This window comes from Aquimonas sp. (assembly GCF_044377145.1).
Lineage (GTDB): Bacteria > Pseudomonadota > Gammaproteobacteria > Xanthomonadales > Xanthomonadaceae > Aquimonas.
On the sequence record NZ_JBILJQ010000028.1, the window covers coordinates 1 to 16421 of the forward strand.

Below are 16421 nucleotides of genomic sequence, written 5' to 3' on the forward strand. Positions count from 1 at the left end.
CCGACTGCCGACCACGCGCAACCGCGACATCGACAGCTTGCTGCCGATCGAGGGCTGGGCGCCGATCTGCAACTGAGGCTCAGCACGGCGAGTGGGGAAGCGGTAGGTGGCTTGGGCGGACGCTTACACAGCGGCGCCCAGGTCGCGCGGTTCGAGTACCGCTACGACGACCGCGGCAACCGCGAACGCGAAACCCGCATCGACGGCAGCGGCGGCAGCGCCCGCACCCAGGTCACCGACTACCGCTACGACCGCGACGATCGGCTGACCGAAGTCGAAGTCACCGCCCCTGACAACAGCACCACCACCACCACCTACACCCTCGACGCCGTCGGCAACCGCGAGCGCGAAGAAGTGCGCCGCGGTGACGCCCTGCGGCGCTTCGACTGCGGCTGCACCGGAGCAGCGCTATCGTCAGCGATATCAGCTGCTCCAGGTCCAACTGTCGAAGATCTGCTGATGTCACTCCACGCCGCCGGCGAACCCCTTCCACTTCTTCGCCGCATCCGCATCGTCCCAGGCCGTGTGCAGCGCAATCAGGCGCGTGCGTTCGGCAGGGTCTTTGAGTACGCCCAGCTGCACTTCGGGCGTCTGATCGGCCAGAGCGAGTACGGCGGTGCGAGTGTCGCCACCGGAGCCGCGCGTGCTGATGCGATCCGGCGGTTCGGTGAAGTAGAAGTCGGCGTGGGCCTCGCTCCAGCGCGGGGCGCCGAGGATGATCGGGTCGACTTCGGCGGCGCTGCCGTAGGACGCGGTGACGCGCGCCAGTGGGGTGGCGCCGGCTACGCTGTAGATGAAGTTGGTTCCGGGGCGCAGCGGTGTCGGGGTGAAGCGCTCGATCTCGCGGCCGTCGGCGCGGTGCGCGCGGATCTCGGTGTTGCCGTCGAGATCCAGTTCAAGCGCGCGCGAGCTGCCCGGCGCCAGGCGCAGTCGCTGGTCGCCGAGCTGCACGTCGACGGTGGTGCCCAGGCCGTTCAGCACCTGCACATTGGCCAGCTTGCCGAAGTGCAGGCTGGCGCTGGCCCAGATCACGGCGCCGACGATGCAGACGGCCACGGCGCTGCGCAGTACATCCGAAAACGCGCCGTCGGCGGTCTGGAAACGGTCCCACCAGCCGAGCTTGCGCTGACGTTCGCGCTCGCTGCCTTCGAGCAGCAGGCCGTACTGGATGCGCACCTGGCTGGCGGCCGGTGCGGGCTCGGCGCTGGCCTCGCCCTGCAGCTGTTGGGCGACTTGCTCCTCAGCATGCAGCAACTGCTCAAGGCTGGCGCTGACTAGGGCGTTGAGCGCGCCGAGTGCGGCGTGCACCCAGCCGTCGACTATCTGCATCCAGTCGTTGATGTTGTCCTTGCTGGCCTGGGGCAGGCGCAGCTCTTCCAGGCATTCGGTCCAGGCGCCGACTTCCATCCGCGCCAGCACAGCCGGGTCGGGCAGCACGTCGGGAGCTTCTACATGGATTCGAACAAGCACCGCATGCAGTTGGTTGCAGGCCTTGATCAGGCGCTTGAGCTCGCCGCCGCTGACGCGGCCATCGGCGGTGACGATGGCGACCACATTGCGCAGCAGGCCGTGCGCGTCGCCCAGGTCGGCGCGGGCGTGCTCGGCGTAGTGCAGCAGGGCGATCAGGCCCTGCAGATGCTGCGGCCAACCGGCACGCAGACGTTCTGCCGCGGCCAGGTGGGTGGCGCGACAGCGACGATCGTGTTCGCGCACCTGTGCGCGGGCGGCGGTGAGTTCCTGTTCGACCTCACTGATGGCGGCCGGTAGCGCGCGTCGGCCGATCTCGCGGCCGCGATGCACCAGCCGCCCACCGGTGGCCTCGAATACGCCTGCGCGCAGCGCCTTCAAGGCATCGAGTTCTTCCGACAGCTCGCGCATGCGCTCGACCTCGGTCCGCAGCGAGGGCGGGTAGAGGGCCTGCAGATCCTTGGCGGGATCGGCGCTCGCATTGCCGATCAGTTCAGCGCTGCTGCGCGCGTGTCGGGCCAGTTCGCGCTGCAGATAGCTGCCGCGATAGCGCGGGCTGAACACGCGGCTGGAGAACTCGGCCTTGACCTCGGCGATGGTCTGCGTGGTGTCGAGCAGGCGCTCGATCGGACGCTCACCGGCGATACGCTGGCGCATTTCGGCTTCCAGCTGCTTGCGGTCGGCAAACAGCAGCCAGGCGCTGCGCGGGTCGTGCGGTGCGGCCAGATGGCGGCGCTTGGCGTTCTCTTCGCGGTCGAAGCTGGCCGGATGGGTCGACCACATCTGTGGCGGCTGGGCGAAGCCCTGCTTGAACAGGCGCCGCTGCGCCGCCGGCTCGCCGGAGGCCGGCGGAATGCGGCCCCAGTGCGCGTCGCCGAGAATCTCGGCCAGCTTGGCGCGGATCAGCGAGTGCGCGGCGAACACGTCGGTGGGCAGCTGTCCGCGCTGAGCCTGGCGATCGAGAAAGCGCCAGCTGCGGTCCCAGGCTTCGTCGGCGGCCTGCAGTTTGTGCAGGGCGTGCACAAGCTCGTCGCTGCCGGTCAGTGACACTGCCACCAGATCGGCCTGGAACTCCATTTGCCGCGACAGCGCGCGCTGGGCCAGCACCACGATGCGCAGCAGTGAATCCAGCAGCGAGCGGATCGACCACACCACCAGGCGCAGAATCCAGCCGATCCAGGCCACGCGCAGGTCGATCCGGCTGATCAGGTTGAGCAGTTTGTCCAGCCAGTCGCGGCGGGCGATCAGCGCGCTCGCCACCTGTTGTGCGATATAGACCCAGCTGCCGACGGCCATGCTGCGCTGGGCGAAGTGGCCGAACTCGTGCGCCAGCACCGCCTTCAGTTCGCTCAAGGTCAGCACATTGACCAGCGGCAGGCCGATCTCCAGGTTCTTGCGCGAGGGCAGCAGAATGTTCAGCAGCGAAATGTCGTAGAACACCGCCGCGTTCACCCGCGCCGACAGATACACCCGATGCGGGCGTGGCGCGCCGGCCTCATCCGCCAGCCGATGCAGGAAGCCGAACAGCTCCGGCTGGTTGGCGGCGGTGACTTCGATATCCGAGCTGTCGCCGCCGCGGCGGACAAAGAACAAGCCCTTCAGCATGAACAGCGCCAGCAGGCTGCCGGTGCCGCCCGCGAACAGCAGCGGTATCAGCCGGTCCGAGCTGCCCTCCGCAATCGTCATGAAGGCGCGCACCGCCACCTGCACGAACCAGGCGGCGAGGCCAAGATAGGCGAGCAGAAACAGCATCAAGGCGGCGACCGCGAGCCAGGCCTGGCGCTTGTACTGCGCGCTGGGGCGGGTCAGGTCATCCGGAACCGACGCGGGGCCGGCGGGATAAAGAGCATTCATGCTCGAAACCTCATGCAAGGCGGCGGATCGCCAAATGTTTGCAGCGCGTGAAGGGCGCCGCGGCGATCCTTGCATTTCAGTGCGGCTGCCGTCCAGTGCGCTGGCGACATGCCGTTGGTGAGTCCTTCGCGATTGCTCGCCACCTGCATGCGTGGAGAGGGCGTCGGCCTTGGGCGCCCTCGTCAGATCAGAAGCGGAAGCGTTCCCAGCGGCGAAAGGCGCAATGTTTGATCAGGTGTGCGCGGCACCTACCGACAGTAGCCGACCATCTCGTACGCGTTCGGCGTGAAATGGTCGCAGAGCCCGCGCGGTCCGCACCGGCGCCTACGCCTGCAGTTCAGACAGCAGCGCGGCCAGCGCTCGCCCGCGGTGGCTGATCCGGTGCTTGTGCGCAGGCTCAAGTTCAGCGGCTGAACATCCCGAGGCCGGATCCAGAAACACCGGGTCATAGCCAAAGCCACCGCTGCCGCGTGGCGCATCGAGAATGCGCCCCTGCCAGCGGCCCTCAGCGATCAGAGGTGCGGGATCCAGCGGATGGCGGATCAGCGCGATCACGCTGATGAAGAAGGCCGTGCGTGCGTCGTCGACGCGGCCATCAAGCTCGCACAGCAACTTCGCAATATTGGCGCTGTGGTTGCCGTGTGCACCGGCATAGCGCGCCGAGTACAGACCCGGTGCGCCGCCGAGCGCGTCCACACACAGACCGGAATCATCCGCCAGCGCCGGCAGGCCGGACAGCTGACTGGCGTGGCGCGCCTTCAGCAGCGCGTTCTCGATGAAGCTCAGGCCGGTCTCATCCGGATCGGGGATGCCGAGTTCGCCCTGGGCGATCAACTCGAAGCCCTGCGGAGCGAGGATCTCGCGGAACTCGCGCAGCTTGCCGGCATTGCCGCTGGCCAGCACCAGCTGCTGCATCAGCCGAGGCCCAGGGCCGCGCGCTGCTGCGCGATCAGTTCGGTGACGCCGTGCTGGGCCAGGTTCAGCAGTGCATCGAGCTCCTCGCGACGGAAGGCGTGGCCCTCGGCCGTGCCCTGCACCTCGATGAAGCCGCCGCCATCATTCATCACCACATTCATGTCGGTGTCGCAGTCGCTGTCCTCGGCATAGTCGAGGTCCAGCACCGGCACGCCGCGGTACACGCCCACCGACACCGCCGCGATCGCGCCGTGAATCGGGTTGCGCACCAGATCGCCGCGCTTCTCGAGCTTGCGGCAAGCCAGCGCCAGCGCGACGTAGGCGCCGGTAATCGCCGCGCACCGGGTCCCGCCATCGGCCTGCAGCACGTCGCAGTCGAGGGTGATGGTGCGTTCGCCGAGTGCCGAACGGTCGACGCAGGCGCGCAGGCTGCGTCCGATCAGGCGCTGGATCTCATGCGTGCGGCCGCCGATCTTGCCGGCATTGGCCTCGCGCTGGGTGCGCTCCTTGGTGGCGCGCGGCAGCATCGAATACTCGGCCGTGACCCAGCCCTCGCCCTTGCCGCGCAGAAAGCCCGGCACGCGGTTCTCGACCGTCGCATTGCACAGCACGCGGGTGTCGCCGGCGCTGATCAGCACCGAGCCTTCGGCGTGGCGGGTGAATCCGGTTTCGATGCGGATCTCGCGGAGTGCATCAAAACTGCGGCCGCTGGGCCGGGAGACAGTGGACATGAGGGCCGTTCGTGAATTGCGGCCGCGCAGTTTACCATCCACCTTCCGCCGCCCCGGTGGACCGCCCGCGAGGCGTGGGTATGACCCAGCACCGTTCGCGCGCACTGCCCGGGCTGCCCTCCTGTGACCACGTTGAACCGGAGCCACGCGCCGATGATCCGCAGCATGACCGCCTTCGCTTCGGGCGAACGCAGCACCCCCTGGGGCACCTTGGCGTGCGAGCTGCGCGCGGTGAACCATCGCTTTCTGGAGCCGGGCTTCCGCCTGTCCGAGGAGCTGCGTGCACTGGAGCCCGCGCTGCGCGAGCGCCTCGCCCAGCGCCTGTCTCGCGGCAAGGTCGATGTGTCGCTGCGCCTGCGCGCCGCTTCCAGCAGCGAAGGTTTGCGGCTGAATCCTCAATTGCTCGATCAGCTTGGCGGCCTGGCGGTTGACCTGTCGGGGCGTTTCCCCGGCTTCAAGGTGGAGTTCACCGAGCTGCTGCGCTATCCCGGCTTGCTTGAGCAGTCGGAGATCGACGCCGAAGCCCTGCAGACCGAAAGTCTGGCGCTGATGGATTCGGTGCTGGCTGAATTCATCAAAGCCCGCGAGCGTGAAGGCGCGGCGCTCGCAGCGGTGATGCGCGAGCGTTTGGACGGCATCGAGGCGATCGTCGCCCAGGTCAAGGTCGCTCTGCCGGAGATCCGCACCGCCCTGCGCGCGCGGCTCGACGCACGCATCGCCGACCTCAAACAGCCGCTGGAACCGGGCCGGCTCGAACAGGAGCTGGTGCTGCAGCTGCAGAAGATCGACGTCGACGAAGAGATCGACCGGCTCGGCGCGCATGTGGCCGAAATGCGCCGCACTCTGGCCAGCAAGGACGCAGTGGGGCGGCGCTTGGATTTCCTGCTGCAGGAGTTCAATCGCGAGGCCAACACGCTCGGCTCGAAGTCGATTGATGCGCGCTCCAGCGCGGCCTCGGTCGAGCTCAAGGTGCTGATCGAGCAGCTGCGCGAACAGGTGCAGAACATCGAATGAGCGGATCTCTCTATATCGTCGCGGCGCCCTCGGGCGCCGGCAAATCCAGCTTGGTCAACGCCCTGCTGGCGCGCGAGCCGGAGATCCAGCTGTCGATCTCCTACACCTCGCGCGCGCCGCGCCCGGGCGAGACCGAAGGCTCGCACTACCACTTCGTCAGCCGCGCGCATTTCGAAGGCATGGTCGATCGCGGCGAGTTCTTCGAGCATGCCGTGGTGCATGGCGACCTCAAGGGCACCGCCCGCCATACGGTCGAGGGGCCGCTGAAGCAGGGCCGCGACGTGCTGCTGGAGATCGACTACCAGGGCGCCCGCCAGGTGCGTGCGCTGGTGCCGGACTGCGTCAGCGTGTTCATCCTGCCGCCCTCGCGGGAAGAGCTCGAACGCCGCCTGCGGGGCCGCGCCCAGGACAGCGAAGAAGTCATCCTCAAGCGGCTCGAAAACTCGCGTGAGGAAATCGCCCACCTCGATGATTTCGATTATCTGATCGTCAACGACAGCTTTGAGCGCGCCTTGGACGACCTATGCGCCATCGTCCGCGGCCACCGCCTGCGCCGCAGCGAGCAGGTCCGGCGCCAGGCGGACTTGATCAGAGCCCTGCTGGGCTAGCGTGCTTGATGGCGCGTTCGTGCTTGCCAGCACAGGGCCTGCGCCGCTATTCTTCCGCTCTTGTCCAAGTTTCCCGAGCGGTTTGCCCATGGCCCGTATCACCGTTGAAGATTGCCTCGCCGTTGTCGACAACCGTTTTGAACTGGTGGTGATGGCTTCACGCCGTGCCCGTCAGCTGGCCAATGGCGCTGACAACCAGCTCGGCCTGCAGGACCCCGAAGACAAGCCCACCGTGCTGGCGCTGCGTGAAATCGCTGCGCGCCGGATCGACATCGCCACCATCGAAGCCGTCGAGAAGTCCGAGCGTGAGCGCGCCGAGCGCGAAGCCCTGGCTTGGGCGGCTGCGGAAGTGGATGACGATCTCTCCAAGGGCGGCGACGACCTCTGATACATCGCTTCGCGACATCGGCTCTGTCGCGGCATTGCAACGGTCCCTCAAGGGGCCGTTCGCATTTGTGGGCCTCGAAAGTACGTCGGCTGAACCCTCCCGCGGTCGACCGGCTTGCCGCGCTTGCGGCCGCTGCGTAGGCTCCCGCAATGCCCATTGTTTCTGTCAGCGCTGAAGCGCCGTTCGACCCGTGCCCGGAGGCCATCGAAGCCCTCCTGGCCAAGCTGCGCCCGTACCTGCCGTCCGAGCAGATCCTCACCGTGCAGCGCGCCTACCACGTCGGCGCCGTGGCCCATCATGGCCAGACCCGCAAGAGTGGCGAGCCCTACATCACCCACCCGCTGGCGGTGGCCGGGATTCTGGCCGAGCTCGGCATGGACGTGGAGACCCTGTGCGCGGCGATCCTGCACGACGCGCTGGAAGACACCCAGCTTGGCCGCGAGGCGATCTCCGGCGAGTTCGGCGAGGCGGTGGCTGAACTGGTCGATGGCGTAACCAAGCTCGACAAGCTGAGCTTTCGCGACCGCAACGAGGCGATGGCGGAGAGCTTTCGCAAGATGCTGCTGGCGATGGCCCGCGACCTGCGAGTGATCCTGATCAAGCTGGCTGACCGCCTGCACAACATGCGCACGATTGGCTCGATGGCGCCGGATTCGCGCCGCCGGATCGCCCGCGAAACGCTGGACGTGTACGCGCCGATCGCGCAGCGCCTGGGCATGAACCGGATCAAATCCGAGCTGCAGGATCTCGGCTTCCGGGCCATGCATCCATGGCGGCACGCTGTGATCGCGCGGCGGATCAAGCTGCAGCCGGTGATGCGCCGCGAGGCGATGGCCACGATTGAGGCGGCGATCTCGCAGAAGCTCAAGCAGGAAGGCCTGAAGCACCGCCTGGTCAGCCGGGTCAAGACACCGCACAGCGTGTACTCGAAGATGCGCCATGAGTACAAACCGCGCGAAGGCGAGGTGCGCAGCAAGCGTTTCGAGCGGGTGATGGACGTGTTCGGTTTCCGTGTCGTCGTCGAAGCACCGATGCAGTGCTACCACGCCCTGGGCGCAGTGCACGCGCTGTACAAGCCGGTCGATGCGCGCTTCCGCGACTTCATCGCCATCCCCAAGGCCAACGGTTACCAGAGCCTGCACACCGTGCTGTTCAGTCCCTACGGCTCGCATATCGAGGTACAGATCCGCACCGAGGACATGGACCTGCTGGCCGAGCGCGGTATCGCCGCGCACTGGCTGTACAAGACCGATGCCGCCAGCAACAGCAACAACGCCCAGAACCGCGCCCGCGCCTGGCTCTCCGAGCTGCTGGAGTCGCAGCAGGACGCGGGCAGCTCGCTGGAGTTTCTGGAGAACGTCAAGGTCGATCTGTTCCCGGACGAGGTTTATCTGTTCTCGCCGAAGGGCCGCATCTTCGCGCTGCCGCGGGGCGCCACCGTGCTCGATTTTGCCTATGCGGTGCACACCGACGTCGGCAACCGTGCGGTGGCCGCGCGGGTCGACAAGAAGCTGTCGCCGCTGCGCACGCGCCTGGTCAGCGGGCAGACCGTGGAGATCATCACCGCACCGTCGGCGGTGCCCAACCCGCAGTGGCTGGAGTTCGTGGTCTCATCGCGGGCTCGCACCGCCATTCGTCATCATCTGAAGCGGCTGCAGCACGAGGACGCCGTCGAGCTCGGCCACCGCATGCTGGAGGCCGCACTGGACTCGATCGAGGCCTCGCTCGAACGCGTACCGCCGACGGCGCTGGACGCCTACCTGGCCGAGAATCGGCTGCGCCGGCTGGAAGACCTGCTGGCCGACATCGCGCTTGGCAACCGCATGCCGCAGCAGGTCGCGCTGGCCCTGACCGAGGGGCAGGCCGGCCGTGCCGGACGCGCGCCGGGTTCGCGTGGCGAGAAGATCCACATCAGCGGCACCGGCCACGGCGTGCTGAGCTTCGCCGCCTGCTGTCGGCCGCTGCCGGGCGACGAAATCATGGGCTATCTCTCCTCGGGCAAGGGCGTGGTGGTGCACCGCATGGAATGCCCCAACCTGCCCGAACTGCAGAAAAGCCCCGAGCGCTGGGTGCCGGTGGATTGGGACTCGGAAGTGCAGGGTGATTTCCGCGCCGGCCTGCGGGTCGAGGTGCTGAACAAGCCCGGCGTGCTGGCGCAGGTGGCGGCGGCAATTGCCGATGCCGAATCCAATATCGACAATGTCGAGTACCGTGAGCGCGACCTGCGCATGGCGGTGATGCACTTCGGCATCGAGGTGAAGCATCGCAAGCACCTGGCCGATGTGATGCGACGCGTACGCAAGCTCGACGTGGTGCTCGGCATCCAGCGGCTCTGATCGGCCTCGACATCGACGATTGCAGGCTTGCTGTTGCGACTCCCCATTTCCGATTCTCCATTCAAGCGACCAAGGAGCAACGATGCCTCGCCAAGCCATCCACACCGACAAGGCGCCCGCCGCGATCGGCCCGTACTCGCAGGCCGTGCGCTGCGGCAACACGGTGTATCTGTCCGGCCAGATTCCGCTGTCGGCCAACACCGGCGAGCTGGTGCTGGGCGACATCGCCTTCCAGACCCGGCGCGTGTTCGAGAATCTGAAAGCCGTCTGCGAGGCGGCCGGCGGCTCACTGGCCAATGTCGCCCGGATGGGTATCTACCTGACCGATCTCGGTCACTTCGCCACCGTCAACACGGTGATGGCGGAGTACTTCGAAGCGCCGTATCCGGCGCGTTCAACCATCGGCGTTTCGGCCCTGCCGCGCGGTGCCGCGGTCGAGGTCGACGCCGTGATGGTTCTGGACTGAACCTGGCTCTGGCGGAGCCGCCGCAGCGGATGAACACCGCCGCCGCCCCTGCCGCGGCCGGCATGAGCAGCGTGCGCGGCCTGCCCGGGGTTGGCCCGCAGGTGGCCGGCAAACTGGCTGCGGCCGGCATCGAGCGCCTGCAGGATCTGTGGTTCTGGCTGCCGCGCAGCTACGAAGACCGTACCCGCGTCGCGCCAATCGCCAGCATCGCCCACGGCGAGCGGGTGATGGTGGAAGGCAAGGTCGAAGCGGTCGAGAAGGGTTTCCGCTTCCGGCCCCAGCTCAAGGTCGCGATCAGCGACGACAGCGACGCCACCCTGGTGCTGCGCTTCTTCCATTTTCACGCCGGCCAGGTCGCCCAGTTCAGTCCGGGTGCCTGGGTGCGCTGCTACGGCGAAGCGCGGCAGTCCGGCATGTCGCTGGAGATCGTGCACCCGAGTTACAAACGCATCGCCGAATCCGAGCGTGGGCAGGTGCAGGATCGGCTTGATCCGGTCTATCCCGCGATTGAAGGCGTCGGCCCCGCGCGGCTGGCGAGCCTGGTGCAGCAGGCGCTGGAGCAACTGCCGCCGTCGGAAGCGCTGGATCTGCTGCCGGCTCACCTGCGCGCGGAACTCGCATTGCCTGATCTGCGCGAGGCGCTGTGCTTCGTGCATGCGCCGCCGCCGGGAACCGATCTCGCGGCGCTGAGCGGAGGCCATCATCCGGCGCGCCGCCGGTTGGCTCTGGAGGAACTGCTGGCCCATCACCTGAGCCTGCGCCGGCAGCGGGTCGATCTGCGCCAGCAGGGCGCCTTGCCGCTGAAAGCCCGCGGTAGCCTCGGCAAGCGCTTGCGCGCGATGCTGCCCTTTGCGTTGACCGACGCGCAGCAGCGGGTGCTGGCGGAGGTGCTGGAGGATCTGCGGGCGCCGCAGCCGATGTTGCGACTGGTGCAGGGGGATGTCGGCTCCGGCAAGACCGTGGTCGCCGCGCTGGCCGCGGTGCATGCGGTGGAAGCTGGCGCTCAAGTGGCGCTGATGGCGCCAACCGAGCTGCTCGCCGAGCAGCATTTCAACAACTTCAGCGCCTGGCTGAAGCCGCTCGATATCGAAGTGGTCTGGTTGGCTGGCAAGGTCAAAGGCAAGGCGCGTGCGCAGGCGCTGGCGCGGATCGCCGCTGGGGCCGGAGTGGTGGTGGGTACGCATGCGCTGATGCAGGACAGCGTCGAGTTCGCCCGGCTTGGCTTTGCGATCATCGACGAGCAGCACCGCTTCGGGGTCCATCAGCGGCTTGCGTTGCGCGACAAGGGTCTGGATGGTAGCCGGGTGCCCCATCAGCTGGTGATGACCGCCACCCCGATTCCGCGCACGCTGGCGATGACCGCATATGCCGATCTCGACGTCTCGGTGATCGACGAACTGCCGCCGGGGCGCACGCCGGTGCAGACGGTGGCCATCAGCGGCGAGCGTCGCCCCGAGATCGTCGAGCGCATCCGTGCCGCGTGCGCAGAAGGCCGACAGGTGTACTGGGTCTGCACCCTGATCGAGGACAGCGACGAAGTGCAGGCGCAGGCCGCACAGAGCACCTTCGAACAGCTGGTGCCGCAGTTGCCGGATGTACGGGTCGGGCTGGTCCACGGGCGGCTGAAGCCGGCCGAAAAGCAGGCGGTGATGCAGGCGTTCAAGGCCGGCGATATCCAGCTGCTGGTGGCGACCACGGTGATCGAGGTCGGCGTCGATGTACCCAATGCCAGCCTGATGATCATCGAGAACGCCGAGCGCCTCGGCCTGGCCCAGCTGCATCAGCTGCGCGGGCGGGTCGGACGCGGTGCGGCGAAGTCGAGCTGCGCGCTGGTGTATCAGGCGCCGCTGTCGCGGCTGGCGCGCGAGCGGCTGGACATGCTGCGGCAGAGCAATGACGGCTTTCTGATCGCCGAGAAGGATCTTGAACTGCGCGGCCCGGGCGAGCTGCTGGGCACCCGTCAGACCGGCCTGGTCGGCTTCCGCATCGCCGATCTCGCCCGCGATGCCGACCTGCTGCCGGCGGCGCAGCGGATCGCGGATGATCTGCTGCATAACGCTCCGCAGCGGGCGGATCAGGTGATTGCGAGGTGGATTGGGGCGGCGGCGCGGTATGCGGGGGCTTGAGGTGTTTGGGTTTGGTGATATTTGGCGCAGGGGTTGCGATATGGCGTCTGGCGCCTGTGGGGGCTCTTGTTTGGGTTGCTTGGGGAAGATCAAGATCAAGAGCTTTGGGTTGGCCCTGCCGGCCAGCCGAGTCACTTTCTCTTGAGTGGCCAAGAGAAAGTAACCAAAGAGAAGGCCACCCCTCGTCCGCGCCCTACGTGCATCCTGCACTCCGGGTGCGCGGGAGTCGGCCGGGGTTCGTGGACAGTGCGTCCCTGCACTGTCACGAACCTCGCCGGCATCCCTGCCGGCGACCCTTCGGGCTGATCGACCGCCCCCCGCCGCTGCCCAGGGGCCCCGGGTAGAGCGCGGGCTTCCTGCCCGCAGAAGCCGGAGCGAAGCCAGAGCCAGAGATAGAAGCCGGAGCCGGAGCGAATGCAAGCACGGAGCGGCAGACGGAGCAGACCCTCAGTTCGAGCCCCTCTCCCCGTGGGAGAGGGGTTGGGGAGAGGGTTCGGTTTTCGTAGCAATCGCCGAGCTCGCCAAGCAAGCTCTTCCCGAATCCCGAATCCCGAATCCCGAATCCCGAATCCCGAATCCCGAATCCCGAATCCCGAATCCCGAACCTCACCACCCGCAAAGGAACCCCGGTGAACAAAAAACAGAAACTCCTGATCGACACCGATCCGGGCGTTGACGACGCACTTGCCCTGCTGATGGCGTTGCGCCACCCGCGGGCGGAGGTGGTGGCGATCACCGTCACCGCCGGCAATGTCGGCATCCAGCACACCGTGCGCAATGCGCTGACCCTGGTGGAGCGCTGTGCGGCCGAGGTGCCGGTGTTCGTGGGCTGTGATCGCCCGCTGATATGGCCAGCGGTGGATGCGGCCTACGTGCACGGTATCGATGGCTTCGGCGATGCCGGGCTGGCGCCGCCGCTGCGTACTGCCGAGGCTGAGCACGCCGCACTTGCGATGATCCGGCTGTCGCATCTGCACGCGGGCGAGTTGACCCTGGTGATGCTTGGGCCGCTGACCAATCTCGCGCTGGCGCTGCGTCTGGATCCGACCCTGCCGGAGCGGATCCCGCGGCTGCTGGTGATGGGTGCTGCGGTGACCGGCCACGGCAACATCACGCCAACCGCCGAGTTCAACATCTACTTCGACCCCGAGGCCGCCAAGGTGGTGTTCGATACCTGGCCGGCGTTCGAAGTGGTCGACTGGGAGGCCACGCTCGCGCACCCGGTGGCCGATGCCGAGTTCGGGCGTTGGCTTGCAGAAGGCGGCGCGCTGGCAGAGTTCTACGACAGCATCTCGGCGCAGACCCGCACCTTCATTCGCGGCCTGCATGGCGATCAGTTCCACAGCGCCGATGCGCTGGCGATGGCTGTAGTGTTGGAGCCCGAGATCGCCAGCGATATCCGCCGCCATCGCATCGATGTCGAGCTGGCCGCCGGGCTGTACCGCGGCGCCACGCCGGTCGATTGGCAGAACCGCGATCCACGCGGCCCCAATGCGGCCGTGGTCGGCCGCGTTGAGCTCTCGCGGTTTCACAATCTGCTGCGGATGGCGCTGGGGCTTGCGTCGCGCGGCTAGCGGCCTGTCGCGCCTTGCTGGCCCGAGCTGCTACTGGGCACCGGCGCGCCGCCTTCGGTGCCGGGTTTCGGCGCCGCGGGCGAAATGGCGGCAAGCGGCAGTTCGCGTACATGCAGATCCATCTGCGGAAACGCGATCGCGATGTCATGTTCGGTGAACAGGCGCGAGATGCGGTCATGCAGATCACTCTGCGCCAGCAGGCGCTGGTCGATCGAGGGCACGAACACGCGCAGTTCGAAGTCGAATGAACTGGTGCCGAAGGCCAGGAACCAGCTGTGTGGGCCCGGATCACGGGCGACATAGCTGCATTCGCCGGCGGCCTGCAGCAGCAGGCGGTGCACCAGGGCCGCATCGCTGCCGTAGGCGACGCCGACCTTGATGATCACCCGCGTCATCGTGTCACTCAGGGTCCAGTTGGTCAGCCGGTCGGTGATGAAGGCTTTGTTCGGGATCACGACTTCCTTGTTGTCGAAGTCGAGGATGGTCGTGGCGCGGGTACGGATCCGGGTGACCCGGCCGGTGAATTCGCCGATGGTGATGATGTCGCCGACCCGGAACGGGCGTTCGAACAGCAGGATCAGGCCGGACACGAAGTTGGCGAAGATCTCCTGCAGGCCGAAGCCTAGGCCGACCGTCAGCGCAGCAGCCATCCACTGCAACTGCGACCAGCGCATGCCGAGGAAGCTGAGACCGAACAGCACGCCGACGATCACGATGGCGTAGCGCGCCACACTGGTGATCGCATAGCGCGAGGGCGCGTCGATGCTGATTCGCGACAGCAGGCCGATCTCGATCAGGCCGGGCAGGTTGCGCGCGGCGACCACGGTCAGGACCAGCAGAGCGACCCCGAGCAGGGCGGCGCGCAGCGAAACGAAGCCGATGATCGCGCTGCCGTCGGAGGCTTTGTCACTGAAGCTCCACAGCGCGATTTCGTCGAGCCGCTGCAGCGCCGGAAGGATGTCGGCCCAAACCCAGAACAGCAGCAGCACCATGGCAGTTGCGGCCACTGCGCGGACCAGCCGCTGGGTCTGCGCGCCGATGCTCTGGATGTCGAGCTGCTCAGCTTCGGCCTCGGGTGGCAGCTCGCCGTCGCTGGCGTCCTCTCCGGCTTCGAGCGCGGCTTCTCGGCGGGCTTCGGCGCGGCGCAGCGCCAGCCGACGTTCGCCGAGCAGGAACCAGCGTCCCAGCAGACCGTACAGGATTGCCACCAGCAGCATGACGCCACCGGTTTGCCACAGGCAGCGCACCAACACACCGGCCGTGAACACATAACCGCGCAGGGTCAACAGCATCACCAGCAGGAGCAAGGCCAGCAGGCCGATTCGCAGCGCCTGTCGTAGCCGCACCGGCTCATGCACGCCGCCGCGCGGCGACCACAGCCGGCCCGGCGCGAGCAGCCACCACAGCAGGCCCCCGCCGACCACGGCGAACAGCATCAACAAGCTGCGTCCGGCGGTGTCGATAGCGAGGTCTTGCCCGCGGATCAGCGCCAGCGTGCTCAGGAACTGGGCCGGCAACAGCACTGCTGCAGCCGGCGGAATGGCCCTGGCCAGGGCTTCGCGGCGCGCCCGAGTCCAGCGGAAGTGGCAATGTGCCAGACCTTTGTCGATCACCAGCCAGCGCAGGAAGGTGAACAGGCCGACGCTGCCGGCCAGTGCAGCCAAGGCGGTGCCCAGCGAGTGGGTGTACTTGCCGGGCTCGCCAGCCGACTGCAGCAGCAGGCCGGCAGTCCAGGTGATGCCCGCCCAGGGCAGCGCTGCGATCAAGGTCCATCCCAACGCCTGCCAGGTCAGCAGATAGCGGTCCTGGTGAATGCGCCGCAGCTGCGGGGCCAGCGTCGGCAGCGCGCGCGCGGCACGACGCTGTGCCACGTACAGCAGAGCCAACAGGGCGATCACCGTCAGGCTCAGCAGCAGTTGATCACCGATGCGGCTCGCGGTCAGGCTCAGCGCGGTTGTGATGCGGTCGGGTTTCAGCAGGTCGCCCCAGCCGGCCGCCTGCGCGCCCAGCCAGCCCAGGTCGACGCTGCGATGGCTGGGAATCCAGAACAGCTGGCGGTCCAGCAAGGCTTTCAGCTGCAGGCTGTCGGCCAGCTGGCGGTCCACATTCACCTCGGCCTGCTCGATCCGCTCAGTCAGCCGCCGCAGAGTGGTATCAAGCCGACGCAGCAGATCAGTCCGCGTCTGCATCAGCGGGTCGATCGATTGCGCGAACTGCAGGTGTGCGGTCTCGTTGTCTTCGCCATCCACCAGCTCCGCATGCAGGGCATGCCGGCGGGCATCGATCTGCGAGAGCTCATCGCCGAGATCAAACAGGCGCAGCCGGATTTCGACGCCCTGCGTGCGCAGCGCCTGCACTCGGCGCTGCAGCACCTGCGGCACCGGCAGGCGCTGGCGCTCGCGCAGCAGCATCGAGCCGACGGCCTCGCCGACCGCACCGAGCGCCAAGCGCGATTCGGTGTCGCGCAGCGACTGCTCCAGGCGTTCGCGAGTGCGCGCGAGCTCAGCGGTTTCGACCCGAAGCGCGCCCAGCTGCTGATTGGCCTCGATGTACTCGTTCCCCAGCAGTACGTTCCGTTCGGCCTGCGCTAGCAGCGCCGCAGGCGCGTCGGTGGCTGCGATGCGCTGTTGCTCAAGTGACTCGATCAGCAACGCAAGCTCGGTTTCGCTGCGCTCGCCGAGCTTCGACTGCGCACGGCTGACCAGTTCATCGAGCTCGGCCAGCTGCTGGCGCAGCAAGCGCTGACGCAGCTCCAGCACGCCGCGGCGGACGCCGGCTGTTTCTTGTTGAACCTGGGCCAGGTCGAGTTCGGCCCGCCTCAGGGCAAGCTCGGATTCGGTGCGGGTGCGCAGGACACGGGCGCCCAGGCTCGCCTCCGAACTGGTGCCGGCCATTTCTAGCTCCAGCGCCGAGATGCTTTCCTGCAAGCGCACGCTTGACGC

General features: G+C 67.4%; 11 protein-coding genes. 7 read left to right on the forward strand and 4 right to left on the reverse strand.

Annotated features, from left to right (window positions below; all coding sequences use genetic code 11):
* Positions 1–462 precede the first annotated feature (462 nt).
* From ACIQ7H_RS10320 to rph, 3 genes are all read right to left on the reverse strand, one after another.
* Complete coding sequence (locus ACIQ7H_RS10320; protein ID WP_395791078.1) at positions 463–3321, reverse strand: M48 family metalloprotease; 2859 nt, start codon at positions 3319–3321, stop codon at positions 463–465.
* 324 nt (positions 3322–3645) lie between these two features.
* A complete protein-coding gene (rdgB, locus tag ACIQ7H_RS10325; protein WP_395791080.1) occupies positions 3646–4236 on the reverse strand; it encodes an RdgB/HAM1 family non-canonical purine NTP pyrophosphatase in 591 nt (196 codons plus the stop codon).
* Complete coding sequence (gene rph / locus ACIQ7H_RS10330; RefSeq protein WP_395791082.1) at positions 4236–4967, reverse strand: ribonuclease PH; 732 nt, start codon at positions 4965–4967, stop codon at positions 4236–4238. Before rph ends, rdgB begins: the two co-directional genes overlap by 1 nt.
* Positions 4968–5120: 153 nt before the next feature.
* On the opposite strand from rph, the gene ACIQ7H_RS10335 reads away from it, so the two are divergent.
* The 7 genes from ACIQ7H_RS10335 to ACIQ7H_RS10365 all read left to right on the forward strand — a co-directional run bounded on the left by ACIQ7H_RS10335 (position 5121) and on the right by ACIQ7H_RS10365 (position 13479).
* Positions 5121–5981, forward strand: coding sequence for a YicC/YloC family endoribonuclease (locus ACIQ7H_RS10335; protein ID WP_395791084.1), 861 nt, complete (start codon positions 5121–5123; stop codon positions 5979–5981).
* Positions 5978–6589, forward strand: coding sequence for a guanylate kinase (gene gmk, locus ACIQ7H_RS10340; protein WP_395791086.1), 612 nt, complete (start codon positions 5978–5980; stop codon positions 6587–6589). Before ACIQ7H_RS10335 ends, gmk begins: the two co-directional genes overlap by 4 nt.
* 88 nt (positions 6590–6677) lie before the next feature.
* Complete coding sequence (gene rpoZ / locus ACIQ7H_RS10345) at positions 6678–6977, forward strand: DNA-directed RNA polymerase subunit omega (RefSeq protein ID WP_395791088.1); 300 nt, start codon at positions 6678–6680, stop codon at positions 6975–6977.
* Between the two features lie 149 nt (positions 6978–7126).
* Positions 7127–9313, forward strand: coding sequence for a RelA/SpoT family protein (locus ACIQ7H_RS10350; protein WP_395791090.1), 2187 nt, complete (start codon positions 7127–7129; stop codon positions 9311–9313).
* An 82-nt stretch (positions 9314–9395) separates the two neighbouring features.
* Positions 9396–9779: a RidA family protein gene (locus tag ACIQ7H_RS10355; RefSeq protein ID WP_395791092.1), complete on the forward strand. Its 384-nt coding sequence runs from the start codon at positions 9396–9398 to the stop codon at positions 9777–9779.
* Between the two features lie 29 nt (positions 9780–9808).
* Positions 9809–11905 (forward strand): ATP-dependent DNA helicase RecG, encoded by a 2097-nt coding sequence (recG, locus tag ACIQ7H_RS10360; RefSeq protein WP_395791094.1) that lies wholly within the window; start codon positions 9809–9811, stop codon positions 11903–11905.
* 629 nt (positions 11906–12534) lie between these two features.
* The gene (locus ACIQ7H_RS10365; RefSeq protein ID WP_395791096.1) at positions 12535–13479 is read left to right on the forward strand and encodes a nucleoside hydrolase; all 945 of its coding nucleotides are present in this window, start codon (positions 12535–12537) and stop codon (positions 13477–13479) included.
* Here the strand turns inward: ACIQ7H_RS10365 and ACIQ7H_RS10370 are convergent.
* Positions 13476–16373 (reverse strand): mechanosensitive ion channel domain-containing protein, encoded by a 2898-nt coding sequence (locus ACIQ7H_RS10370; protein ID WP_395791098.1) that lies wholly within the window; start codon positions 16371–16373, stop codon positions 13476–13478. The genes ACIQ7H_RS10365 and ACIQ7H_RS10370 overlap by 4 nt on opposite strands.
* Positions 16374–16421 lie beyond the last annotated feature (48 nt).